Raw genomic sequence first — 23,783 nt, 5'->3', positions numbered from 1 at the left:
CGGTCGCCATCAGTCCGCAGCGGCCTCGCTCTCCAGGATGATCTCGTGCATCTCCATCCCGCCCGCGCCGTTGAAGGCCTCCTTCGGCATGGGATTGCGGTGGGCCAGCTTGAAATCCTCGCTGCCCACCCAGGCCTCGAAGGCGGCCCTGTCCTTCCAGGTGGTCAGGACCACATAGGGGGTACCCTCCGTCTGCGGCCGGAGTATCTGCATGCGCACGAAGCCGGGCTGCTTATCGATCTGACCGGCGCGGTTGCGAAAGCGCTCCTCGAAGGTCTCTTCCCAGCCGGCCGCGACCGGCACTCGATTGGCGACAATAAACATAATCACAATCCCTGAGTTCACAGTTGATGATTCACTTCACGCATACGGCTTCATCTGCCCAGGTAGCGCGCCGCGAATTCGGCGGCACTGATGGGCCGGCTGTAGTAGTAGCCCTGGGCAATATCGCAGCCGGCCTCGCGCAGAAACTGCGCCTGGTATGCCGTTTCCACGCCCTCGGCCACCACTTCCAGTTCGAGTCCGCGCGCCAGCCCGATGATGGAACGGGTAATGGCCATGTCGTTCTTGTCTTCAGGGATATCCATGACAAAGGAACGGTCAATCTTGAGCTGATTGATGGGCAGCGCCTTGAGCCGCGACAGGGACGAGTAGCCGGTACCGAAATCGTCGATCGACAGCAGCAGCCCCAGCGCGGCCGCTTCCTGCTGAAGCCAGGCATTCACATCCTGGCTTTCCATGAGCCCGCTTTCCGTGAGTTCGAGCTGGATCAGCCCCGGACTCACACCGTACTGCTCGGTCAGCGAGCGGATACGCTGCGACAGACCGGCAGCGGACAATTGCCTGGGCGAAAGGTTTATCGACACCTTCAGGTTCGGTGCACGCGCCCGCCAGGGCGACATGGTCTTGATCGCCGAGCACAATACCCAGTCCCCGATCGAGAGAATAAGATCGCTCTCCTCGGCCAGCGGAATGAACTGGGCCGGCGATACCAGTCCGTGCTCGGGATGCTGCCAGCGGATGAGGCACTCCGCGCCGATCAACGCCTCCGTGGCCAGACAGAACTGGGGCTGCCACACAAGGTACAGTTCGTCGCGTTCAATGGCACGGCGCAGATCGCGTTCCAGCCGGAAACGCTCCGACACCTGACGGGTGAGTTCGTGCGTGTAGTATTCGTAGCGGTTGCGCCCCTGATCCTTGGCCCGGTACATGGCCGAATCCGCGTGTTTTATCAATGTATCGACATCGCTGCCGTCGTCGGGATACAGGCTTATACCGATACTGGAGCAGGCGCTGAGTTCATGCCCATCCACATCGAACGACCGGGACAGCGCATCGATGATCTTCTTTGCCACCTGCGCAACCTGCTCCCGATGCTCAACGCTCGGCAGCAGACAGACAAATTCATCGCCGCCGAGACGGGCGACGAGATCCTCCCGCCGCATCAGGTCGCTCAGCCGCAGCGCGACCTGTTTGAGCAGACTGTCACCGCAGGGATGACCGAGCGTATCGTTGACGTTCTTGAAGCGGTCGAGATCCAGGAACAGCACCGCCAGCAGGCTGCCGTGGCGCCGCGCGATTTCGATATGCTGCGCCAGGTGCTGCATGAAATAGTTGCGGTTCGGCAGCCCGGTGAGCTCATCGTAGTGCGCCATCTCGATCAGGCGCTGCTCGGCCCGCTTGTGTTCGGTGATATCGGTGGAGATCCCCGCAATGGCATAGGTCTGGTCGTGCCCGTCTCTGAGCGGGAACTTCAGCGACAGATAGGTATGCAGGCCGTCAGCATGCGGCGCCCGCTCCTCGAATTGAAGCAGATGACCGCTCTCCAGCACCTCGCGGTCATTGCATGTGAACACCTCGGCCACCTCCAGCGGAAACAGCTCCTCATCCTTCTTCCCGAGCACCTGCGGCGGCGTGAAGCCGAACAGATCCAGATAGCGCCGGTTGACGTGCAGGTGATGCCCCTGTGTATCCTTGACATACATCAGCGAGGACGTGTTGTTGAAGATCCCGTCCAGCATGCGCTGCTGCTTCTCGTGCTCGGACAGCGTCCCCAGAATACGCTGCACCATGATCACGAGCGCAACGCTGTAGGCCAGCAGGCGCATGACATGCCACCACCACCAGGCGGCATCCCATATCGTCGACAACTCGAAGAGCAGTCCCGCCGTCCCGAACAGGGCACAGTGCAGGGCGAACAGACGGTGATTCTTCTCGCCCTGACGGTCATACAGCCGGTTGAGCTGGTAGGCGGCAAACAGAAACAACCCGCCGCCCACCAGGTTGAGTATGCGTGCCCACAGCGTGAATTCCCCGTCCGCCAGCATCGCGGGAATCCATTGCGCCTGCCCCAGCGACAGCACCGCCGCAGCGATGACGGCCAACGCACTGACAGCAAGGGAAACCAGGTTCTCCGAGGCGGGCCTGCGGCCGAACGAGGTGCATACCGTGGCGAACATCAGGCCGCCGACAAAGGTCGCCAGACTGTGCAGCCACACAAAGGCCTCACCCGGCTCCACGGCGGCATGAAACATGTCAAGCAGCCCCATCGTGGTCAAACCCAGCGGGACCGCCAGCGGCATCTCGGCGATGCGCTGGTCGCGATGGAACAGCAGTATCAGGCTGGTCACGAACAGGGCGACCAGCGCCCCGTAGGCCTCAATCACCGCATGCAGCGGAAGGTGTATGTACGAGAAGTCCTCAGGAAGAAACAGTGAAACGGCAAGCACCAGCCCAGGGTAGATCATCAGCTGGGAATAAAAGGGTACTCTGACGGGCGAGGCGGACAGTCTCGTGGTCATGCATCACAACATTTGCAGATTAAAGTCGGCTCGGCGAGGCAGGATCAGAACGATGATTCACATCCGCTGTAATCGTTTATTGTTATTATTGTCACCCGCACCGGTGACACATCCCCATCCGGGATGAAGGCAATACAGGAAATATATACATCCTTTTTCGCCGCAGCACAACAGACCGGACGAAAGGGCTCCAGGGCAGGGACCGGCATCTGAGCCGGGGTCTCAGTTCAGATCCGCCGCATATTCCTTCAGCAGGGCATAGGGCACCGTCTCCAGGGCCCGCCGGTGAGTACGCATGAGAAACACCCGCGGCGCCATGCCGTCCTTGTATGCCTGCAGCCAGCGTGCGGCGCACAGGCACCAGCGGTCACCCGGCTGCAACCCCGGAAAACCGAACTCCGGAACCGGCGTGGACAGATCGTTGCCCTTGAAGCGCGAGTATTCGAGGAATTCGCCCGTCACCTCCACACAGACAGTGTGCGAGCCGATATCCTGTTCACAGGTGTCGCAGGCGCCGTCACGATAGAAGCCGGTCATCGGCGCCTGGCTGCAGGTCTCCAGCGGCTCGCCCATCACATTGACGGACTCGAATTTCTCTGTCTCACGGTTCCCCGCCATCAGGCCCCTCCCGGATCATGTGTCATGCCGTATGCACCGGGCGGCTATTGTCGCAACTCACCACCCACCGCACCAGCCCGTATCGTCCACAGCCAGAAACATGGCGCCCCGTGGCATGCACCATCCGGACGCCGTCCATCACCTGCAATTCAGGGCATCCCCTATTGCGCGATTCAAATATCCAACACCGTCATGCAGGAAAAATATTTCCTCCTGCAGCTGGAATTCCCCCGGGACTGGTCTAACTTAGCTATATCCACGCGCGCGGTTGACATTATCCAGGGAGGCGATGATGTATCACACTGTTCGGCACCGGATGGCGCATGCCCGTCTCATTCACTCATTATTTATATTACTGCTGTGCTGGCTACTGCCCTTCAACGCCTCGGCCCAGTTCAACCCCGCGCCCGGGCCGATCAACGACAGCATCCAGTTCAACGCCTCGACCTCCGCCACGAGCGGCCCCTACAGCCTGACCCGCAGCGGCATGAGCTTCACCGTCAGCCGCCCCGGGCTGGCTGACTTCACCTTTACCGCCCCCGGCCTGCTCGGCGCCTCCACCGAACAGGCCGCGCACGCCTTCATCGGCAGCGACGGTCTGCTGATCCGCAGCAGTTCCTCCACCAACATCGAGAACCGGACCACGCTCGTCTTCAAACAACTGGACACTGCCGATCCGGTGCAGACCCTGGTCAACCATCAGGCCTTCCTGACCGATCAGCCCACTGTGCAGATCCGCCGCAGCAGCGATGGCCTGGTGCTGTTCACCTTGACCGCCCATGCCGACGCGGCCATCAACGACACCTTCGATATCGCCCTGTACCGCGGCGACACCGGCAGGCACCTGTGCGGCATGATCCCGTTCAACCGCGACCCCGGCGATCAGACCACGGCCGAGGTGCTGGGCTCGGGCGGCAACGCCACCGGCCTGCGCATCACCCGCACCCGCCAGAACTTCCCCGACGTGACCCAGGACTGCGCCCTGCCGCAGGCCCTGTTCGAGGCCACGCCGCAGGCGATCGACTTCGGCGAGGTGGCGAACAACCAGTCGCCGCAGCTGCAGGTCACCCTGAGCAACCCGGGCGGCCCTGCCGACGATGCGATCGAGGTCAGCGCCATTGCCACCACGACGCATTGCACGCCTGTCGGCTTTACCCCCCTTACCCTCATGCCCGGCGACTCGACACCGGTCAGCATTCAGCTCAATCCGCAGAACCCGCCGGGGCAGGTCGCCGTCATCAACGAAGACATGGCAATCACGCGCAACCCCGCGGCCGGCCCGGCGGCAATCAACTGTCAGGCGCAGTCGCGCGACCCCGTGCCACAGCTCACACTCAATGCCGGCGGCCTCGATTTCGGCCAGGTCAATGTCGGCGTGGCGGCCACCCGCAACCTGACCCTGAGCAATACGGGCGAGATCGACCTGACCTTCCAGCCGGTGACGGGGCCGACGCTGGCGGAATTCAGTCTGACGCCGGCCGGCCCCATTGCCGCCCTCCCGGCCGGGCAGTCCACCACGCTCACCGTCAGCTTCACACCCAGCGCGGCCCAGGTGTTCAATGACAGCATCACCTTCACCACCAACGATCCGGTCAGCCCGACCCGGACCGTGTCGCTGACCGGACGCGGCCACATCCCGGCGCCGCAGTTCGTCATGGACCCGGGGCTGAACCGGCTCGACTACGGCGCGGTCGAGCAGGGCTATCGCTACGGCAAGGGCATCCGCATCCGCAATCCCGGCGATGCCCTCCTGAGCTTCACGGTCGACGTGTCCGGTGACGCCCGCTTCAGCTTCAGCGACCAGCCCAACCAGCCGGGCGTGGGCCAGCAGACCCCGCGCGGTTTCACCATCGCCCCGATGAGCGAACGCACCTTCCGCGTGACCTTCGACGCCCGGGCCCCGGACGGCGGCCCCTATAACGGCACCTTCGACATCACCAACATCAACGACACCAATATCCCGCCGACCCGCACGGTCGACCTGGAGGGCCACGTCATCCCCGGCAAGACCCTGGATGTGGCATTGATCCTGGATCGCTCCGGCAGCATGAACGAACCCACCGCCGACGGCAGCAAGGCACAGACCCTGCGCCGCGCCAGCGCCCTGTTCCTGCAACTGCTGCGCGAGAACGCCGGCGACCGCGCCGCCATCGTGAGCTACAACACCCAGGCCGGCCTGCTGGAACCCCTGACCCTGATCGACGCCCAGACGCGCACCGATCTGATCGACACGGTCACCAACTCGCCGGATCTCAACCCGTCCGGGGCGACCTCCATCGCCGCCGGGCTACTGGAAGGCTTCGGCCAACTCACTGATGCCGGCCGGGATGTGCGCGCCGCACTCATCGTCAGCGACGGCAAGGAGAACACCCCGGCGCAGACGTCCGGCGGACCGGTGGACCTGAACACCATCGCACTGCCGCCGGGCGTGGGCGTACACTCACTGGCCCTGGGCCGGCAGCAGGACGTGGACACCGCCCGCCTGACCGATATCGCCATCCGCTCCGGCGGCACCAGCCAGTACACCGGCGACCTGACCGGCCTCAACGTGTTCGACGTCGAGAAATTCTTCCTGCAGGTAGCCACCACCCTGCTCGGCCAGCAGCCGGTGCTGGACCCGATCTATACCATCGCCCCGGGACAGACCTTCGAGACCCCTATCCCGCTCATTCCGGCGGACAAGGAGGTCACCATCGCGCTGATGTTCAAGCAGGGCGTGCTGCCCTACAGCGTCATCGCTCCCGATGGCACGGTCTTCCCGACCGCCTCGCCGCCGAACGGCTTCGGCCAGAGCGTGGAGGAGTTGCCGACGGCGCGCCTGTTCAGGCTCAAGCTGCCCAGCGACGACCCTCAGCGCTATCAGGGGGTGTGGAAACTGCAGGTCGCCCATCAGGGCTTCATGTGGGTCGGGGACGGGAAGAAACGCGTCCAGGAGAAGATCGGCACCCCCATCGCCTACGCCGTGGCCGTGGCGGCAGGCAGCAACCTGCGCATGTTCGCCTTCGTCTCCCCGCAGCCGGCCTATCCGGGCGACCGCATCGGACTGAACGCGAGCCTGGCCGAGGAAGGCGTACCGGTGTCCGGCGCCGCAGTTGAAGCCATCCCCACCCTGCCCAACGGCACGCCCGGCAGCCCCGTCACGTTGCATGACGACGGCACGCACAATGACGGGGAGGCCGGTGATGGCGAATACGGCGGGGAGTTCACCCACACCCTGCAGGCCGGCGGCTACAGCTTCCTGTTCCGCGCCTCCGGCAGCAGCGCCCGCGGCGGCCAGTTCACCCGCGAGCAGGTGCTGGGCAAAACGGTACTGACGCACCCGGACTTCACCGGAACGGATCCGCAGGGCAGAGACTGCTGCACACCGACGCTGCGGCTGCTGCGCATCATCATCGTACTGCTGGTGATTGCCGTCCTGCTGATGCTGGGCAGATTCTGGTGGTCGCGACAGATGCGTGTGCACTGACCCAGCCCGTGCTGTGGCGGATCGATTGCCGGGCGCACACGCGTGATATCACCCGGCATCGTAAAACGTCTCAAACCGCGGCCGACTCAACCACCGGTCAGCGCAAGACCTACAAGGAGGCATTGCCATGTTGTCATGGGCTGTAACATTTCTCATCATCGCCATCATTGCCGCGGTTCTGGGATTCGGCGGCATTGCCGGCACGGCAACCAGTATCGCCAAGCTGCTGTTCTTCCTGTTCCTGGTGCTTTTCGTCGTAGCCGTGATCCTGAATCTTTTCCGCCGCGGCCGTCCCTAGGACAAAGAACGCCTGACCACAGGCGGCGATGGCAATTCGCGCAGATGCATATCCCTGCAGCGATTCTCACCACCTCAGCCGCCCACAGCAAATCGTCACAAATTATTTACAGGCGCTCAACCGATCCGCCTGATCGGCATTGATCCCTTTGATTACAGACGCTTCGGCCGAAAGCGCCTCCAGACCCCCCTCCTGTCTCCGCTCAGACGCCCGCCAAGCCGCTCAAGCCTGTCAGCGGTAAACCGACATACAGGGCATCCTCGGGAAAGCCCCGGGGACCCTGCAATAATAACCGGGCGAATGCTCCACCCCGAATTCACCCGAACCGGAAGAGTAGATCATGCTGTTGACAAGAAAGACGCGGGAACTCATTCACGACGCCCGGAAGAAAGCCTCGGATTGCCAGGCAATGCTGAATGCCATCAACAATTCCGTCGCGACCATCCTGTTCACCCCGGAAGGGGACATCCTCGCCGTCAATCAACTGTTCAGCGCGGTAATGGGTTATGAGGAGGCGGAGGTGAAAGGCAGGCATCACCGCATTTTCTGCGAAGACGATTATGCGGACTCGCGCGAATACGCCGACTTCTGGAGATCCCTGCAACAGGGCAACTCCCACAGCGGCACCTTCGCGCGCTACCGGCGCAACGGCGACAAGGTCTGGCTCGAAGCCAGCTATTTCCCCATCAGGGATGAAGACAACCGGGTCGTCAGGATCATGAAGATCGCCTCGGATGTCACCGACGAGCAGACGCGCCTGCGCGAGCAGACAGCCGTGTTCGATGCCATCAATCGCTCCATGGCCGTGATCGAATTCACCCCTGACGGCACCGTGATCTCGGCGAACGAGAATTTCCTCAGGACCATGGGCTACCGACTGAAAGAGATCAAGGACCAGCATCATCGCATGTTCTGCGACGACGCCTTCTACCGCGAGCAGCCCGACTTCTGGGACCAGCTGGCCACCGGAGATCTGCACACGGGCCAGTTCCAGCGCCGGCGCGCGGATGGTACAACGGTCTGGCTTGAGGCGTCCTACAACCCGATCTTCGACGAGCAGGGCAGGACAGAGAAGGTGATCAAGTTCGCGACGGATATCACCGAGCGCGTGGAACGCGCCATCCAGACCCAGGACGCCACCGCCATCGCATCCGCGACGGCGACCCAGACCGCCGCCATCGCCGAACGGGCGGGCACTTCACTCGCACGCTCTCTCGAGACCTCCACCAGGATCGAGCAGGGCGTGGACAGTTCCAAGACAATCATCTCGCAGCTCAACGAGCAGTCGCAGAACATCGAGAATATGGTGGACACCATCACCGCCGTCGCCGATCAAACCAACCTCCTGGCCCTCAATGCCGCCATCGAGGCCGCCCGCGCAGGCGAGCAGGGCCGCGGCTTTGCGGTCGTTGCCGACGAGGTGCGGGCACTGGCACAGCGCACCGCCAATGCCACGGGCGAGATCTCCGAGGTGATCGAGGGCATCCTGGAGCTTTCCGGGAACATCGAAAGGCAGATCGACAGCGTTCTGCGCGTCGCCGGCGAGGGCAAGAGCCAGGTGGGTGAGGTCGAGCGCATTGTCGAGGAGATTCGCGATGGTGCGCGCGGCGTGATCGATGCTGTCGCTTCCATCCGCGCATGACCTCGACAGGCGGGCCGGCACCCGGGCCGGATAACGCACATCAGCGCGGCAGCAGCAGCACGCGCGGACAGGAACCTGCGCCGCGCAGCCGGTTCTGCGATTGATCAGACAATCCCGCCGGGCGGCCGCGGAGATGTATCCACGGCACCCGGCCGGACAGGTGTCACTTGACCGTAATAGTGATTTTTTCCGACACCACCGGCGTGTCGTGCGGAATATGCCGGTGGTCGCCCATCAGCAGTTGCAGGGTGTGTTTGCCGGGCTCGAGTTCGACGCTGGTTTCGGTCTGCCCGCCGCCGAAGTGGATATAGTGCTCAGTGGCGGGAATCGGCTGGTCCAGCGGCGGCAGATCGGCATCGACCACCAGATGGTGATGGCCCGCACCTGCCTTTTCCACCCCGGCCGGCGCCACGCCGAAATTTCTCAGTCCGAAGCGGACGGTCACCGGACTTTCCACGGTAGCCCCATCGACGGGGGTGATGAAGTACAGTTCCGGCTCAGCGGCAGATACCGTGGCGCCGAACAACAAGAGCGACAAACCGCCTGCGGCTTTCAGTGCATGTCCCATATCGAGTCCTCGCTTTCTGTTGGTCGATTCCAGCCGTGGCGGAACACCTGCTCCATGAGCCGCGGCTGATTCAAGCTGTAAGGCTGCAGGTCGGGCGCGCTGCCCGCCGGCAGGATTGATGCAGGCGACCCTCTGCCTGGTCAACAGAAAGTTAGCATGGAAATCTGAGCGCAACCAGCTGAAAAGAGATGCACTATCTGTTTCATTTTGAAAAATAATGCTGCCGCCCAGCCCGTCTCTCCCGGCCGCCCGTGATTGCCCGGCCGTAAAAAGCTCCCTGCTTACGCCGCCTCTTCAGTGTTGCTGTCAGCCAACTGGTTCCATCCTCGCCAGTGACCTCACTGGCGCAGGCTGCAACCGGGCGTTAAGCTGGAGCGAGCCGTCATATCGACCTGCGGAAACAACATGCGCCTCGCCTCCCTTGTCTGTGTCCTCATCGCATTCAGCCTGCTCGCCTGCAGCGATCCGGATGCACGCAACGAAAAGGGCCAGACACCGCTCATCCTCGCCGCCGAGGCGGGCAATCTGGATGAGGTGAAGTCACTCATCGAGCGGGGCGCCGACATCCATGCCCGCGATCACTGTCTTTACACCCCGCTGCTCAAGGCCGCTCAGAACGGCCATTACGAGATCGCGAAACTGCTGCTGGAACAGGGCGCCGACCCGGACGACACCGACCAGGGGCTCTACAGCGCCGTGATGTTCGCCGCCGGCAACAACCATCCCCGCATGATCGACCTGCTGGTCGAGCACGGCGCCGGCGTCGACCTGACCGACACCACGATGGGCTGGACCGCCCTGATCTGGGCCGCGCGCGAGGGTCACGCACAATGCATCGGCGTCCTTCTGGACGAAGGCGCCGACCCGGACATCCGCGACAGCAGCGGCAACACCGCCCTGACCTGGGCGGTGAGAAGAGGACACATCGAGGCGGTGGCAGCCCTGCTCGCCGCCGGCGTCCCACCCGCCCAGACCGACGCACAGGGAAACACGGCACTCGCCATCGCGGCGAAGGAAGGACAGCAGCAAATCCTGGAACGCCTGATTACGGCAACTGGTCGCTGAATACTTCGGGCACCCGGCGCGCCACCTTTCATCTGATCGGTCGCGGCAGCGCCTGGCTGCGTCTGGATACGGCCCGCCCCGAGATTGCGCTGCGTGACGGAGATCTTGTTGTATTGCCTCACGATGCCTGGCATACCCTGTCCGGCTGGCCGGAAACCGGTGCAGCCCGGGCCGAATGCGACACGGACACCGGCACCGTCGTGATGTGCGGATATATCGATTTCGGCGAGGGGCCGGGCAATCCCGTCCTCGACGCTCTGCCGGAAGTGGTGGTGATGCGCAGCGAGGATGCTCAGGTGTCAAGCCGTGTCGATCAACTTGCCCGGCCGGCGCCTGAGCCGAACAGCATCAGGCCAATGCGGCTCCCACTTCGGCGAAGGAGTTGGCCACCTCGGCGGGGTCGATGGTCTCGCCCAGCTGGCGGCTGATCTGGCTGGCGGAAAACACCCCGCGCACCCGCTGGCCACCGGCTGCCTGCTCAACGACCAGCGCATGCTTTCTGCCGTAGCGGTACAGGGTGTTGACGATATCCCCGACGCAGGCCTTTTCCACCTGATTCATCGGCAGGACCTCGATCTGATCCTGCGGGGTCATGATGTCGCGCAGCAGTATCTCGCCGCGCTTGCCGCCAAGCTGCTGCAGATAGCGCATGGGACGCTCACCCATGATATCGGTGCTGGTCACCACGCCCATGATGGCATTGTACTGATCCGTGATCAGCAGCATGCGCACGCCGCTGGCGATCATGCGTTCATTGGCATCATCGATGGTCGCACAGGGCCCCATGGTGATGGCCGCAACCTTGCTGAAGTCCGTCATCACATGCACGGCGGGATCATCCGCCCTGACCCTTTCGGGCAGCCGCTGCGGAGGCCGCGAATAGGTGACACCCGTTTCCAGCGCGCCCTGCTGCAATGTATCGTAGTTCTGAAACATGAAACCTCCGGCTATGTCATGCAAACAACGGACGTTAATTAATAAGACATACAGCGACGGAATACGCGCTAAAATAATTTCGTCGCGAATTAATCCGTTTAATGCCAGACGCTGTTGCTGTTCACACTCGCCAGGAAACCGATTAAGCTGCTGAACCCGCATCAAAAAGCGCGCATTAGTCCACGCAATGGACAAGCAGAATTATTTTATTGTCAGCAACTGACAGATACAGCAAGGCTGCGGATAATCGACTTTTCCGACCTTATCCGGCAGCTGTGTTCAAGCCTCCTCAGCCCTTCAAACCAATGCTGATCCATACCCTCACCCGCCTCTTCCCGCTCTGGGCCATCCTGTTCTCCGCGCTTGCCTGGTGGCAGCCGGCGCTGTTCGCCGGTCTCAAGAGCGCGATCCTGCCCCTGCTGGCGCTGGTGATGTTCGGCATGGGACTGACGCTGACACTGGATGATTTCACCCGCATCCTGAAAATGCCGAAGTTGATTGTTCTGGGCGCGCTGCTTCAGTTCGGCGTGATGCCGCTGGCGACCTGGGGGATCTCGCTGCTGCTGGGGCTGCACCCGCTGCTCACCGCCGGGATGGTACTGGTCGGCGCCAGCCCCGGCGGCACGGCCTCGAATGTGGTGTGTTATCTCGCGAAGGGCAATGTGGCCCTGTCCATCACCCTCACAGCGGTGTCCACCCTGCTGGCAGTGCTGCTCACCCCGTGGCTGAGCTGGCTCTATCTCAACGCCAGTATCGACGTCCCTGTTCTGCAGATGCTGATGAGCATCGTGCAGCTGATCATCGCGCCGGTGCTGCTGGGCATCGTGCTCAACCACTTCCTGCATGCGCGGCTCAGGCCGCTGCAGCATGCCTTTCCCCTGATCTCGGTGACCGCCATTGTGCTGATCATCGCGATCATCGTGGCACTCAACCACGAGAGGCTGGGCGAACTCTCCCTGTTGCTGCTGCTGGCGGTCGCCCTGCACAACCTGACCGGACTGCTCGGCGGTTATGCCGTCCCGCGGCTGCTGGGCTACGACACCCCGGTGTGCCGGACGCTGGCGATCGAGGTGGGGATGCAGAATTCCGGCCTGGCGGTGGCGCTGGCGATGAAGTATTTCGCGCCGCTGGCCGCCCTGCCGGGCGCGCTGTTCAGCATCTGGCACAATCTGAGCGGCTCGCTGCTGGCGTCGCTGTGGCGGCGCTCTGGCTGAGTGGCATGAAGGAGGACTGAGCCGAATGGGCCTGACCCGGCTGTGTTGCGATGCCCGGACAGCGCGTCATCCACCATCCGCCGCGGCGGCTGGATCCCCGCCTGCGCGGGGATGACGGGCTGACGCTGATTGATCAGCATCGCCCTAGAGATTCAGCGCGACGCCCGCCTTCGCATCCGGGTCTGATTCCAGTTCGGGCTGGCAGACGAACAGGCGTCCGGGATCCACCCCGTGGGTCTGGACCAGGCTGTCCTGGACAGCGCGGGCGCGCTGTCCGGCGAGATCCAGCAGCGTCTGGTCCGCGATCGGCTCAATCTCCGCGCCGGGTTCGGCCGGCGCGGCGTCCCGCCCATCACCGCCGGGGGCGGCTTCGGCCTTGCCGGCCTCGGCCTGGCGCTGTTCATGCAGGGCCGCGCGGTCGGCGGGCACGGCATAACCGCAGACCCTGAGCTGCAACTCGGGGCGCTTCTGCAGCAACTCGCCGATCTTCTGCAGATACTGCCCGGCGTCCTGGTCGAGTGCCGCGGAGCCGTTGGCGAAGGCCACCGGCTCGAGCCGGATATGGCTCATCTTCTCGCCGACGAACTGCCCGACCGCGATCAGGCTGCCATAGGGCTGCAGCGCGAACTTGATATAGCTGACGGCTGCGGTCTTCAGGGCCTTGGCCAGGGCCTGGTTGATGGCGTCCGAGATGCCGAAGCTGGGATCCTCGACGCTGCCGGTCACGGGCAGTCTGAGCGCAATGTTGTCGTTGTCGTCGCGCAGCGTGGACAGCGCCGTGCCGAGCGGCATGGACAGCTTCTGGTCGATGCGCTGGCGCTGCTCCTCGCTGACGGGTTGGACGTGGAACTGGTCCAGGCGCAGATCGTTTGTGATATTCATCTGCCCCGCGTCGATGTCGATCCGGCTGTCCACGCTCACACTGCCGCTGCGGATGGAGTAGCCGGTGGTCATCGCCATGTAGGGTGACAGCGGCGGCAGGCTGAGGTGCTCGATGCCGAGTTCGATGGCGCTGGACAGTTGCTCGCCGAAGGGCTTGATCCAGCCATTCGCGGTCAGGCCCGAATACTTCTCGCTCTTCGCCTCGAGCGCCAGCTGCAGGGGCGTTTCGGGCGCACCCGTGTCGATCTGTTCGAGCCGGAATCGCTCGAGGTTCACTTCATTCACATAGGCCGGCTCCACCGAGCGGTCGGTGAAGGTGAAGGTGCTGCCCCCGGCCAGGGTAACGGCGCCGATGCTGACCCTGACCGGCTCGCTGGCCTCCGCCGCTTCGCCTTCAGCCCCGGCCGGCGCGGCCGGCGATCCCTGCGTTGCCTCCGTCCCGGCCGGGACGCTCAGGCCGCGCCAGCCGCCGTCCGCCTTGCGCACCAGCTGGATCTGCGCCTTGCCCAGCGCAACCTCGTTCACCTTCAGTCGCTGCCGCGCCTCGAACCGGATATCGCGAATCGCGACCCCGGGACTGGCGAATACCGCCTCGCCCGCCTCAGCTGCTTCCAGCGGCGCCAGCATCCGCAGTCCGTCGGCCGCAACCTTCACCACCCGGATATCGTCCAGCCCGGCGATGGCCAGGTCCTGCACCTGGAGCCGGTCGGCCTCGAGCAGCCCGCGGGCGGGTTCCCGCTGCCGCACCTGCAGGCCGCGGTTGTCGATTGACCCCGCGAGGGTGAGTCCTGTCGGATCACTCAGATCGGCGATCCCGACCGTCCCCGTGAAGCTCATCTGTTCGCGCTGCACGCTCAGGCCGGGCGCGTTCGCCTGCAGATCCAGCCCCGTGTTGCTGAGTTCACCCTCCAGCGTCAGCGAGGGAGCGGCCTCCCCCGCCGGCAGGCTCAGGCCGAGGCTTCCGTCCCACTCCAGGGCCTGGCTCGACAACTTCATTTCGGGATGGGCGAGATCGGCCTCGGCCAGCGCCAGCCGGCCGCTGTAATCGATGGCCCAGGCAGCGGCTTCCGGCTGCCGGATGCGCCAGTCGCCATCGACCATGAACTGCCCCGCGGCGAGGCGCCAGCCCTCCGGCAGGAAGGCCTGAAACTGTGACAGCCCCAGTGCCTGGACCCGGGTGTTGAGGCGATACTCGGGCGTCTCGGCGAAGGGCGAGAGCTCCGCCGTGATCTTCACCGGTGCGTCGTTGAGTTCGCCGCTGAAATCGATGTGGGCGGCCTGATCGACATTGCGGGTGTTGAGTTCCAGGATCTCCAGCGCCTCGATCACCAGGCCTGCCTCCCAGCGCGGCATGGCATAGCCCAGCCGGGTGGATTGCAGGGACAGGCTCTGCAGCTGCACCGTCCAGGTCGGCGCCTCGGCGTCCGGCTCGGGCTCGGCGGGCCGGTCCGGATCGACGACGGGCTCGCTCAGCCCGGCAAGATACCATTTGCCGTCTTCCTCCAGCCGCAGCGTGACATCGGCGCTGTTGAGTTGGAGTTTGCGGATATTGACGTGCCGTTCGAACAGGTCCAGCCAGTCGATGTCGACGAAGGCGTATTGGGCGCGCAACCGTCCCCCGTCCGGTGCACGGACATCGAGATCCCGGATGACCAGAGTACCCTTGAAGGGATTGAAGTTGACGTCGCTGATGGTCGCCGCGGCTGCGCCGCGCTCGCGCAGCTGATCCTGCAGGACCCACTTGATGCCGTAGGGCAGCATGACCAGCGCCAGCAGGAATACCAGCGCCAGTATTGTCAGGGTGAGGGAGAGTTTGCGGCCGCGCGGTGTCATCGATGGCTGTTCCGGATCAAGGGATGTAACAAGGCCCCGGTCGACGCCCGTCGACATGGAGCATCGGAGCGTTGCGGCAATAATAGAAGATCAGGCAGGCATTTGCAGCCACGGACGCCCGCAGGGCGCAGCTTCCACCAGCCGGGACAACCTGAGTGGTTTTTTACTGGGGTCGATGCAGAGACATCCGGGCCATATGCACAACAGGGTCCGGACCCCTTAAATCCCGTAAATCCTAACCTACTTTTTCAGGAGGTCGCGGATCTCGGTCAGCAGCTTTTCCTCGTTGGTGGGGACCGGCGGTGCCGCGGGTGCCGCCTCCTCCTTGCGTTTCATCCTGTTGATCGCCTTCACCGCGATGAAAATGGCAAAGGCCACGATGATGAAATCGAACACCGTCTGGATGAAGGCGCCGTAGTTCAGGGTAACAGCTTCCCTGCCCTCTGCCGCCGCCCTCAGGATTATGGCCAGGTTGCTGAAATCCACCCCGCCGATCAGCATGCCCAGTGACGGCATCACCAGGTCGGCCACGAAGGACGACACGATCTTGCCGAAGGCCACCCCGATGATGATCCCGACCGCCATGTCCACGACATTACCCTTGACCGCGAACTCCTTGAATTCCTTCAGCATACCCATCCAACACCCTCCCCTTACGATTGGCATTGACGTTCCCGTGCCCTGATGGGCCAGTACTTCGTCAGTATAGTTCAGAGTACGAAAAACCAGGGGTATGCCTTATTGGCTTCAGAAGACGGGCACCAGGTGATACCCCTGCGCCTGATAACCGATCAGTGAAATGAAGCCATCACCGACCAGGTCGAGCTCAGGCAGCAGGGTTTTGTTGTCAATGCCGAAGGCATCGGTTGCCACGGCACAGACTTCCTGCCTGACGCCCAGCGCTGCCAGCTTTTCCACATTGCTTTCCATCTCCATCAGCACGGCGCCATACCTGGCTTCAACATCCGCACTCGGCGAGGTGCTGAGATACTGCACGCTCGGGCCGATATACACCATCACAAAATCAGGCGTCACACCCTGATCCCGCATCCCCTTGAAAGTGCCCTGAATGACTTCCAGATAGAAGTTCATTTTCTTCGCATCGGCGATATCGATCAGAAACACCGCCTGACCGACCTTCAGATCGGCCAGTGCAGCGCTATCGTTTATCCGGCTGCCCGCATGGCCCTGACCGGTTGCCAGGACCAGCGACAGCACCAGCAATATATATCTGAACAAATTTCTCATAACGCACTCCGTGATGGCTAACGGTTTTGCCTGTTCTGCAGATCCACAATCGAGCAACTGGTCTTGCGTGTCAGCCGGCAGTTCTGATCGCCTGGCCGGTAATCGTATGCACAGCGCTTCTGTTGCAACTCATGGTAGTCCGCTTCGCTATAGGCTGCTGCGGGCAGGTTGGGCGGGTAATAGACACACCCCCCGCACAGCTCGTCAACCTCAGCCTTTTCTGACATAGAACTGCATCACCCCGTCACTCTCGCCCGACTCCAGTAGCGTGTGTCCCGTCCGGTTGCACCAGGCCGGGATGTCCGTGAGCGTGCCGGGATCGGTGGCAACGATCTCCAGCACTTCGCCGCTGTTGATCTTTTTCATCGCCATGTTGGTTTCCACGATCGGCATGGGACAACATTTGCCACTGGTATCCAGCTTGCTGTCGGCTTTGATCTCGCTCATCTCCGTGCTCCTTAAAAATACTGGCAATGTTCGGCCTTGGCGGCTTTTTCATTCAGAAACCACGAGGCACCGACGATACCGCCGGCTTCCGGGATCAGGTTGTCCTCGTTCACGCCGAAGATGCTGGCCGCCAGGCTGCAGGCATAGAAATTCACGTTATCGGTGGCCTTGAGGGCCTGGATCACGTCATAGAGATCCGGCGGCAGTCCCGCCTTTTCGACCTGCTGGCGCACCCAGCCATCCTGATCGGCATGCTCCCCCTGGATCACCTGGGCCTTCGCGCCCACCTCGGTCAGCGCCCTGACCGCCCAGTTCACGAACAGCAGATCCACCTGGGTGCCCTCCGACCCCTGCAGATAGGCGAACGCCAGGGGCGTGAGCAGTTTGTCGTAGCCGTCCTCGCGGACCACGATGGCGAGTGATTTCATGATTGCCTCCTTAGAACGAACGTTCGTTCTAATTTATGGGCCAGAAAAAGGCCGGTGTCGCCTGAACCTCAGGTTCAGACCGCTACCGACCGCCAGGCACACTGCCAGATCTCGTCGAGATACTCCGGCAGTGGCGTGTCCAGAACCCCGTCCAGCCGTAACTGGATCAGGCGCAGCGCCCCGCCGAACACGGCCGAGGCGGCCACGATCGGGGTCATCTCCCGCACTTCGCCGCCCTTCATCCCGACGGCCACCATTTCGCGCATCTGCACAAAGGGGCGCGAGGAGCAGACCGGCTTCTGGTCCGGAATGAACTCCCGATGGCGGGAGAACAGCATGAACCGCATCACCGCCGGCTCCTGCTCGGTGAGGTCGAACAGCAGCGCGATCACCGCCCGGCAGCGATCGTGCGCCGTGGCGTGGGCGGCTTCGATTTCGCTGAATTTCGACTCCATGCGCTCGACCAGGGTCGCGTACAGACTGCGGGCGATGCCTTCCTTGTCGCGAAAGTGGTGATAGATGGACCCGGTGCTGACCGAAGAGGCCTTGACGATGTCCGGAATCGAGGTATTGAAGTACCCCTGCTCGGTGAAGAGATTCAATGCCGCCCCCAGCACCTGTTCGGTGGCCGGGGTGGCGCGGGTGCGTTGGGTTTCTGCGGTAGTTTCCATGCATTCAGATTAGAATGAACATTCGTTCTAGTCAAGCGAGAAATTATCCTCCAGCACAAATTTTTCCGCGGGGATCAGGAACAACTCCAAGAATGAGAACGTATATTATTGATATTCAATACAATACTTATATGGCCCCGATTTTCAGGAATTTGATACCGCGATCAGGCAGCAGTTCCATCTATCCTGATCCTGAACTGAACCTCTTCGCATTCCTGAAGCACCTTCAGGATAGCATTGAGATTCTCAGCCGTGGGATTCCCGGATGCGCCCAGCATACGCTGCAGGCTCTTGGTCGATTTTCCCGTTTCCACCGCCAACCGCTCGAAGCCCAGCGTGGCATTCATCTAGTCCCGCAGCAGGGCTTTACCGGCAGCCAGATCGCCTCCCAGCAATTCGTTGACCGCCTCGGCAAGTAATGCGTGCCGGAACTTCGTATCCCGCTGCGCCCGCGCCTGCACGGTCTCCCGAAATTTCCGGGTCAATGCCATCACCCTCTACCTCTTCACGGATTTCCTGTGTTTGTATTCCCGCCAGCGCTGGTGCGCCAGCCTGGCCGCGGCCTGCCCCGAGAGACTGCTGAACCAGCGGCCGAAGGGGAAGCGACCCGCTTCGTCCAGGTACTCTTCTGACGTCCATGTCATGGGCTAATGGTAACGCTTATGTTACCAATGCAAGGTGGTGGGGAATGGAAGAAAAAAGCCCGTACAAGGTACACTCCCTGAATCCAGGCCCGCCCCCATTACCCAGAATTTGTCTGGATATTTGTCACGCAAATCATCATAAAATGCGCCTGCGTACCCCGCTTTTATTGCATTTACTCAGAACATTATCGATTTTCCCCGGTCATACCCGGTATGCGGCGCAACCGGCCAGCGGTGCGCCGGAACAACCTTACCAATCCACGAACAGCATGAACTGATGGGCAACGACACCACCACCAAACTGCAGTCGCCACCGGCACACAAACCCAGGCCCATGGTCGACCTGCTGGTCAGCCTGCTGATTCCGTCCGTCATCCTGATGCAATTGAGCGGCCCGGAACACCTGGGCCCCAGCGCCGCATTGATCATCGCGCTGGCCTTCCCGCTGGGCTGGGGCGCGTTCGAATTGGTCAGATACCGGAAATTCAATTTCATCGCCCTGCTCGGCCTGGTGAGCATCCTGCTCACGGGCGGGATCGGTCTGTTGCAACTCTCTCCGGAATGGCTGGCCGTCAAGGAGGCCGCCGTCCCCGCGGTGATCGGCATCGCCGTCCTCGCCTCCACCTACACCCCCTATCCCCTGATCAGGACACTGGTGTACAACCCCAGGGTGCTCGATGTGGAGAAGATCGAGACCCGGCTCGGTGAACTCGGGAACCGGGCGGCATTCGAAGGCCGACTGCAGAATGCCACCTACCTGTTGAGCAGCACCTTCCTGTTCTCAGCCGTGATGAACTACCTGCTGGCCACCTGGATCGTCACCAGCCCGGCAGGCACGCCTGCGTTCAACGAGGAGCTCGGCCGGATGACGCTGCTGAGCTATCCCGTTATCGCCATCCCGTCGACCCTGATGATGATGGCGATCCTGTTCTACCTGTGGCGCACGATTCGCGTGCTGACCGGATTCAGCTTCGAGGAAGTCATTGCGAAGCAGTGAAAAGTTGATTGCGTCCTGATTCCGGCCCGGCTTTCCCGGGCCCGGAAAATATCCAGGCCCCCGTCCTAAACCTTGATTCCTTCCTTGACCAGGCCCTGACAACTGATTGTTTTACAAACAAGTGCCCCAGCAACCCCGCATTTAGTACCTATATAAAACGGCCTTCATCATCCCTGAAAAACTGCCGCTAACCTCAGAAGGTATAACCGAAGACCTCTGACGATGCGCGTCTGGCTCCGAACAACCGGAATACTCCTGATAGCGGTGCTGGGGATACTGGCAGTCGTCCCGCACGCCATCAACCAGGACGAGATCCGCACAACGCTCAGCGATCAGCTGTCGAACGCGCTCGACCGGCCCGTCGAAATCGAGCAGATCTCTCTGCGCCTCCTGCCGCGACCATCAGTGCAACTGAACGGCATCAGCGCAGAACTCGGCAATCCCCCCCGGGAACGGCTCGAGATCGGCAGACTCCATGCCGGTTTCTCATTACTGCCATTGCTGCAGGGCAAGTTGGAGATACAGCAGCTGTCCCTGCAGGATGTGGAACTGAACCCGCAGGTAGTGGACAGCATCAAGCAGATGTTTGCCGGCCTCGAACCGCGGGACGGCGCCGCCGCCATGCCCTTCCGACTCCACAGCGCCGGCATCCGGAATCTGACCTGGCGAACGGAGCAAAGGACTTATGGACCGTTCCGTCTGGATGCCCGCTGGGACAGTGGACTGAAACCCGCGGCAATCATCCTGCAGGACACCCGCCACGCAATCCGGCTGCACGCCTCACCCGAGCAGGAGCAGTGGGGCTTCACCCTGCACAGCGACAAGGGAATGTTCCCATTCGAACTGCCTGTGACCCTGGATCAGTTCACCCTGACCGGGCTCTATGACAAACAGCAGATCGATTTCGAGCAGATAACACTCAAGGGTTACGACAGCCGGGTACAGGCCAGCGGCCGTCTGCAGTGGTCAGACGGCTGGCAGCTGTCCCTGGATACCCGGACAGACAGTCTGGCACTGGCGCCGCTGTTGACCGCTCTGGGACGGCCCTCACTGCCGGGGCGCATTGCCGGCGAATGCGCCATAAGGCTGCAGGGTCCTGCCGCCGAGCGCATGCATGAACAGCGCACTTATGACTGCAGGCTGGATTACCTGAACCAGGGGCAAGAGGCGGCACTCACGTTCGAGAGCGAAACCGAATCAGGCCGGGATCGCTTCACTGCCACCGCAGCGAATCTGACCTTACCCGTCGGACCCGCGCTGCACTTCAGGAATTCAGCCTTCAAAGGCTCACTCGCCGGCAGCCAGCTGCAGATCCACAGCGGGTACATACAGGCCTACGCAGGTGAACTATCCGTCAGCGGCGAACTCGACTGGGGCCACGGCTGGCAGACCCGGTTCAACAGCCGGATGGAGGATGTCCAGCTCGAGCCCCTGCTGCAAGTGTTCGAGCAACGCATCATCAGCGGGGGACTGACCGGACAATGCCAGGGGACAGTGCAGGCGCAAGCCATATCAACGCTGCTTGAGGGCATGGAAATGGGCTGCGATTTCACTATCAGCCAGGGCGTGGTATACGAAACGGACCTGGAACGCGCGGCCCAGCTCATCAAGCTCAAGGACGCCCCGCCGGCAAGAGAACAGCAAACGCCGTTTGACCGCCTCAGCGGCAGGCTGACCGCCAGCCGGCAGCATTACCGGCTGGAGGATCTGGAAATCACCTCCTCGGCCCTGGCCGCATCGGGCGACATTGCGATCAATCCCGCCCGGGAGTTGAAGGGCGAAATCAGTGTGGGACTGGAAAAGACCGGCAAGGTACTGAGCGTTCCGCTGGTGGTGGCCGGCACAACCGATGAGCCGACCTTCCGCCCGACCAAATCGAGCATGGCCGGCGCGGGCGCCGGCACACTGATCCTGGGGCCGGGCATCGGGACAGCGGTAGGCGCCAAGATCGGCGAGGCGGTGGACAACCTCACCAGCATCTTCAAACGGAAGGATTAATTTTTCCGACCACCTTGGTTACGCAAGGAGTTTTTACTCCGACCCCAAATGATCCTGACCCCAAATGATCCGACCATGGATAATCCGCCGGATGCAGCACCATACCAGCCCGGACCGGATTGAGTTCAGTGTATCGATGTCAAGTGAGCAGATAAAGGGCATAAAGTGACGTAAAGGTGACGTAAAGGGGTCGGTGACAACCGAGAATCATTCGGATCGTCCACTCACGGGGCGACCTGTCTCCGGGTGACCCACGGCCCGTCCCAGCACGCACTCGATCCGGTTCCTGCTCACGCCCTGGCGTCCTCAGAAAATGGCTGTGGCTGGTCATCAGGACATAGGCGTGAGCTGCGACGCCCGCCAGGCATATGGGGAGCTTTCCGGGCATTGCAGTTTCGTTCCAATCGATTTGATTATTCCGCCGCCAGTCCGTGACGAGCATGGAAATATTCCTGAAGCTGATTTTCAGTTGTCACCGACCACTTTACTTCCCTCTATTATCCGTTTCCGCGTCTTTCTGCGATCCCTGGTCAGCCGGGGAAGCGCCCAACAAATAAGCGGGCGCCTGAAGCGCCCGCCTGACGTCAGTCCTTTGACTGTTGCCGTCGTTTTTCGCGTTTTTCCGCCTTCTTCTCCTTCAACGTCTTTTGGGGTGGTTTCTTCCGGTTTTCCTTGCTCATGTCACTCACTCGCACAAGCCCGAGAGTCGTCACGCGCCGCCTTCCGTGCAACCCTCATCGGCGATTCGAAATTCAGCGTTACCTGGCGGCAGGATTGATAGTTCAATGTTCGATTCCTCCTCTATTGAACGGTCAGAAGACACCAGCACAGACCGCTACGACACGTCACGCACCACGTATGAATGGCGATAGCCGAACGACGAGACCTCGACCGTATCGCCCGCCTTTTTGCCGAGCATGGCCGAACCCAGCGGCGACAGAACGGACAACAGGCCATGCTGCGGATTACTCTTTTCCGGCAACACGAGTTTGACGACCATCACTGCGCCGTCATGGAGATCGACCAGCCGCACCTGAGAGCCGATCCTTGAGATGCTGCATACATCCATCTCGCCAGTGCCCACACCCTGTAGTCTTTCCAGTTCAACAAGCACGTTGTTCAGCACGACCGGACTCAGAAAGAGATTGACGCTGCTGAGCATGCAATACTGCTCGATTTTCCTCAGATAATTGGACATAAACGACCTCAATCGCTTGACAGTCGACATCAGCCCTCCAAAAGCACTGGCAGGCATAAAGAAAGAATGGAACAGGTGAACAAGCCAGGCGCCATCAGGCGCCTGGCTCAAATGAGAAAGGTGGGAGAACAGGCTCTATGGATTAAAACACGTGCGTGCATGTTTGCTTTGTAACGTCGCAAATGTCTACAAGATAACCGCTCCGAACCATAGCCCGGGCAGATAAATAAAGCAAATTTCGAACTAAGCATCGACACTACGTACACGGGTGCGTCCACGCGTCAGGCTGCGCCATCCGGCCCGCCGCCGTGCAACGGTGCATAGTGGCTGAAACGCATATCGAGCGAAGCATCGCCGCCGCACAGGAAGGCAAGCTCGACATCGTAACCCAGCAACTCGCTCAAAGGCACAAGGGCACACAGAAGAACGCGGCCGGGTGCCGCAGCCCCGTCGCGGACCTCGCAGTCACGCAGCACTGCGCGTCGTTGCAGCAGATTCGCGCGCAGCAGTGCCAGATACGAGTGCCGCGCATCGATCACCACACACATGATGGGTTCTGCCGGTTCCGGGTCGTCGCGGTAACGGACCCGGAGTTCACCGACATCGAGCATATCAGGATAGCGCCGCCTCAGTGTCGCCACGGTCTCGGCGAGCTGCCGCTCGGTTTCGGCCAGGAGGCGCAGACCGCGAGCTGACGTCTCGGGCACGACGGCCGGGCCTGGGCCGAGTTGCTTCGCCGCTTCGGCGGCGAAGCTCGTCTGGATGTCGAGTCCGCGCTTGCGGACGAGTTGTTCGAGCACATGGACGGACATGTGATATCTCCCTCGGT

At 61.9% G+C, this 23,783-nt stretch carries 23 protein-coding genes; 10 read left to right on the top strand and 13 right to left on the bottom strand.

What is annotated here, in order from left to right:
- Positions 1 to 9: 9 nt before the first annotated feature.
- The 3 genes from CFK21_RS03185 to CFK21_RS03175 form a co-directional block, all read right to left on the bottom strand.
- Entirely contained in the window at positions 10 to 324 is a 315-nt protein-coding gene (locus CFK21_RS03185; protein WP_172844237.1) for an antibiotic biosynthesis monooxygenase family protein, read from the bottom strand.
- A gap of 50 nt (positions 325 to 374) precedes the next feature.
- Positions 375 to 2,801: a bifunctional diguanylate cyclase/phosphodiesterase gene (locus tag CFK21_RS03180; RefSeq protein ID WP_096364708.1), complete on the bottom strand. Its 2,427-nt coding sequence runs from the start codon at positions 2,799 to 2,801 to the stop codon at positions 375 to 377.
- Between the two features lie 222 nt (positions 2,802 to 3,023).
- The gene (locus tag CFK21_RS03175; protein ID WP_096364706.1) at positions 3,024 to 3,419 is read right to left on the bottom strand and encodes a DUF2237 family protein; all 396 of its coding nucleotides are present in this window, start codon (positions 3,417 to 3,419) and stop codon (positions 3,024 to 3,026) included.
- A 292-nt stretch (positions 3,420 to 3,711) separates the two neighbouring features.
- Between CFK21_RS03175 and CFK21_RS03170 the strand changes: the two genes are divergently transcribed.
- The 3 genes from CFK21_RS03170 to CFK21_RS03160 all read left to right on the top strand — a co-directional run bounded on the left by CFK21_RS03170 (position 3,712) and on the right by CFK21_RS03160 (position 8,825).
- A complete protein-coding gene (locus CFK21_RS03170) occupies positions 3,712 to 6,885 on the top strand; it encodes a choice-of-anchor D domain-containing protein (protein ID WP_172844236.1) in 3,174 nt (1,057 codons plus the stop codon).
- 127 nt (positions 6,886 to 7,012) lie between these two features.
- Positions 7,013 to 7,183 (top strand): DUF1328 domain-containing protein, encoded by a 171-nt coding sequence (locus CFK21_RS03165; protein ID WP_096364702.1) that lies wholly within the window; start codon positions 7,013 to 7,015, stop codon positions 7,181 to 7,183.
- Positions 7,184 to 7,523: 340 nt separating this feature from the next.
- Complete coding sequence (locus CFK21_RS03160) at positions 7,524 to 8,825, top strand: methyl-accepting chemotaxis protein (protein ID WP_096364700.1); 1,302 nt, start codon at positions 7,524 to 7,526, stop codon at positions 8,823 to 8,825.
- 163 nt (positions 8,826 to 8,988) lie between these two features.
- On the opposite strand, the gene CFK21_RS03155 is transcribed toward CFK21_RS03160, so the two are convergent.
- Positions 8,989 to 9,393: a DUF4399 domain-containing protein gene (locus CFK21_RS03155; RefSeq protein WP_096364698.1), complete on the bottom strand. Its 405-nt coding sequence runs from the start codon at positions 9,391 to 9,393 to the stop codon at positions 8,989 to 8,991.
- A 405-nt stretch (positions 9,394 to 9,798) separates the two neighbouring features.
- Between CFK21_RS03155 and CFK21_RS15460 the strand changes: the two genes are divergently transcribed.
- Positions 9,799 to 10,458 (top strand): ankyrin repeat domain-containing protein, encoded by a 660-nt coding sequence (locus tag CFK21_RS15460; protein WP_096364696.1) that lies wholly within the window; start codon positions 9,799 to 9,801, stop codon positions 10,456 to 10,458.
- Entirely contained in the window at positions 10,455 to 10,886 is a 432-nt protein-coding gene (locus tag CFK21_RS15625) for a cupin domain-containing protein (protein WP_096367462.1), read from the top strand. The genes CFK21_RS15460 and CFK21_RS15625 overlap by 4 nt, the downstream gene beginning before the upstream one ends.
- On the opposite strand, the gene CFK21_RS03140 is transcribed toward CFK21_RS15625, so the two are convergent.
- Positions 10,807 to 11,394 carry a CBS domain-containing protein gene (locus CFK21_RS03140; RefSeq protein ID WP_157745287.1) on the bottom strand — a complete coding sequence of 196 codons (588 nt, stop codon included), beginning with the start codon at positions 11,392 to 11,394 and terminating at the stop codon, positions 10,807 to 10,809. The two genes, CFK21_RS15625 and CFK21_RS03140, sit on opposite strands and share 80 nt — an antisense overlap.
- Before the next feature lie 305 nt (positions 11,395 to 11,699).
- Here CFK21_RS03140 and CFK21_RS03135 point away from each other — a divergent pair, with 305 nt between their 5' ends.
- Entirely contained in the window at positions 11,700 to 12,608 is a 909-nt protein-coding gene (locus tag CFK21_RS03135; RefSeq protein ID WP_304440671.1) for a bile acid:sodium symporter family protein, read from the top strand.
- 144 nt (positions 12,609 to 12,752) lie between these two features.
- On the opposite strand, the gene CFK21_RS03130 is transcribed toward CFK21_RS03135, so the two are convergent.
- The 6 genes from CFK21_RS03130 to CFK21_RS03100 all read right to left on the bottom strand — a co-directional run bounded on the left by CFK21_RS03130 (position 12,753) and on the right by CFK21_RS03100 (position 18,117).
- Positions 12,753 to 15,323 (bottom strand): DUF748 domain-containing protein, encoded by a 2,571-nt coding sequence (locus CFK21_RS03130; RefSeq protein WP_172844235.1) that lies wholly within the window; start codon positions 15,321 to 15,323, stop codon positions 12,753 to 12,755.
- A 240-nt stretch (positions 15,324 to 15,563) separates the two neighbouring features.
- A complete protein-coding gene (gene mscL / locus CFK21_RS03125; RefSeq protein ID WP_096364690.1) occupies positions 15,564 to 15,962 on the bottom strand; it encodes a large-conductance mechanosensitive channel protein MscL in 399 nt (132 codons plus the stop codon).
- Positions 15,963 to 16,070: 108 nt separating this feature from the next.
- Positions 16,071 to 16,541 (bottom strand): DsrE family protein, encoded by a 471-nt coding sequence (locus CFK21_RS03120; protein ID WP_231971583.1) that lies wholly within the window; start codon positions 16,539 to 16,541, stop codon positions 16,071 to 16,073.
- Positions 16,542 to 16,781: 240 nt separating this feature from the next.
- Positions 16,782 to 17,018 (bottom strand): sulfurtransferase TusA family protein, encoded by a 237-nt coding sequence (locus tag CFK21_RS03110; protein ID WP_096364684.1) that lies wholly within the window; start codon positions 17,016 to 17,018, stop codon positions 16,782 to 16,784.
- A gap of 11 nt (positions 17,019 to 17,029) precedes the next feature.
- Positions 17,030 to 17,446 (bottom strand): DsrE family protein, encoded by a 417-nt coding sequence (locus CFK21_RS03105; RefSeq protein ID WP_096364682.1) that lies wholly within the window; start codon positions 17,444 to 17,446, stop codon positions 17,030 to 17,032.
- A gap of 74 nt (positions 17,447 to 17,520) precedes the next feature.
- Positions 17,521 to 18,117, bottom strand: a complete 597-nt coding sequence (locus CFK21_RS03100; protein ID WP_096364680.1) for a TetR/AcrR family transcriptional regulator — start codon at positions 18,115 to 18,117, stop codon at positions 17,521 to 17,523.
- 14 nt (positions 18,118 to 18,131) lie between these two features.
- Here CFK21_RS03100 and CFK21_RS15110 point away from each other — a divergent pair, with 14 nt between their 5' ends.
- The 4 genes from CFK21_RS15110 (at position 18,132) to CFK21_RS15105 (ending at position 22,534) form a co-directional block, all read left to right on the top strand.
- Positions 18,132 to 18,536 (top strand): hypothetical protein, encoded by a 405-nt coding sequence (locus CFK21_RS15110; RefSeq protein WP_157745282.1) that lies wholly within the window; start codon positions 18,132 to 18,134, stop codon positions 18,534 to 18,536.
- Positions 18,537 to 19,038: 502 nt separating this feature from the next.
- A complete protein-coding gene (locus CFK21_RS03090; protein ID WP_096364678.1) occupies positions 19,039 to 19,758 on the top strand; it encodes a VC0807 family protein in 720 nt (239 codons plus the stop codon).
- 222 nt (positions 19,759 to 19,980) lie between these two features.
- Entirely contained in the window at positions 19,981 to 21,756 is a 1,776-nt protein-coding gene (locus tag CFK21_RS03085; protein ID WP_096364676.1) for an AsmA family protein, read from the top strand.
- A 343-nt stretch (positions 21,757 to 22,099) separates the two neighbouring features.
- Positions 22,100 to 22,534, top strand: a complete 435-nt coding sequence (locus tag CFK21_RS15105; protein WP_157745280.1) for a hypothetical protein — start codon at positions 22,100 to 22,102, stop codon at positions 22,532 to 22,534.
- A 57-nt stretch (positions 22,535 to 22,591) separates the two neighbouring features.
- On the opposite strand, the gene CFK21_RS03080 is transcribed toward CFK21_RS15105, so the two are convergent.
- Together CFK21_RS03080 and CFK21_RS03075 are read right to left on the bottom strand one after the other, a co-directional pair.
- A complete protein-coding gene (locus CFK21_RS03080) occupies positions 22,592 to 22,954 on the bottom strand; it encodes a GreA/GreB family elongation factor (protein ID WP_157745278.1) in 363 nt (120 codons plus the stop codon).
- Between the two features lie 281 nt (positions 22,955 to 23,235).
- Entirely contained in the window at positions 23,236 to 23,766 is a 531-nt protein-coding gene (locus tag CFK21_RS03075; protein ID WP_157745276.1) for a hypothetical protein, read from the bottom strand.
- Positions 23,767 to 23,783: the final 17 nt, after the last annotated feature.

Source organism: Thiohalobacter thiocyanaticus, assembly GCF_002356355.1.
Lineage (GTDB): Bacteria > Pseudomonadota > Gammaproteobacteria > Thiohalobacterales > Thiohalobacteraceae > Thiohalobacter > Thiohalobacter thiocyanaticus_A.
The sequence above is the reverse complement of the archived record's forward strand: the minus strand, read 5'-3'. Positions and strand labels throughout refer to the sequence as shown.